At 65.3% G+C, this 655-nt stretch carries 1 pseudogene; it reads right to left on the bottom strand.

From position 1 onward, the window contains the following. Positions 1–655, bottom strand: a pseudogene (locus tag EOA27_RS39020) (glycosyltransferase); the annotation flags it as partial.

Genomic DNA, 655 nt, shown 5'->3' with positions numbered 1-655 from the left:
GTGCCAGCCGTCACCCTCGCCATGCGCGGGCTGCGGCCGCGCCACGTAGGCGAGCGCGCCGTTGGCCTCGAGATAGACGCGTGACAGCATCTCGGCCAGCACGCCCGACGTCACCGCCTGCAGCCCGGCGATCACCAGGAAGAAGCCGGTGATCAGCATCGGCCTGGTGCCGATATCCTGCCCCCAGAAAACCTTGATCGCGAAGAGATAGGCCAGGATCAGCGAGCCGAGCACTCCGAGCACGATGCCGATGCCGCCGAAGAAATGGCCGGGCCGCGTGCGATAGCGCAGGAAGAAGAACATGAAGACGAGGTCCAGCACCACACGGAAGGTACGTGAGATACCGTATTTCGACTGGCCGTGGATGCGGGCGTGATGGGTCACCACTTCCTCGGCTATGCGTCGCGGCGTCGTCACCGTCGCGAGCCACGCCGGGATGAAGCGGTGCATCTCGCCATAGAGCCGCACGCTGCGGATGACGCTGCCGCGGAACACTTTCAGGCTGCAGCCATAGTCCTTGAGCTTAACGCCGGTGACCCGCGCGATCAGCCTGTTGGCGATGCGGGACGGCAGGCGGCGCAACCAGAACCCTTCCTTGCGGTCCTTGCGCCAGCCGGCGACGAGGTCGAGATCCTCGGTCAGCAAGCGATAGACC

Source organism: Mesorhizobium sp. M2A.F.Ca.ET.037.01.1.1, assembly GCF_003998075.1.
GTDB lineage: Bacteria > Pseudomonadota > Alphaproteobacteria > Rhizobiales > Rhizobiaceae > Mesorhizobium.
Note: the sequence above shows the minus strand (reverse complement) of the source record. Positions and strands in the feature narration are given on the sequence as shown.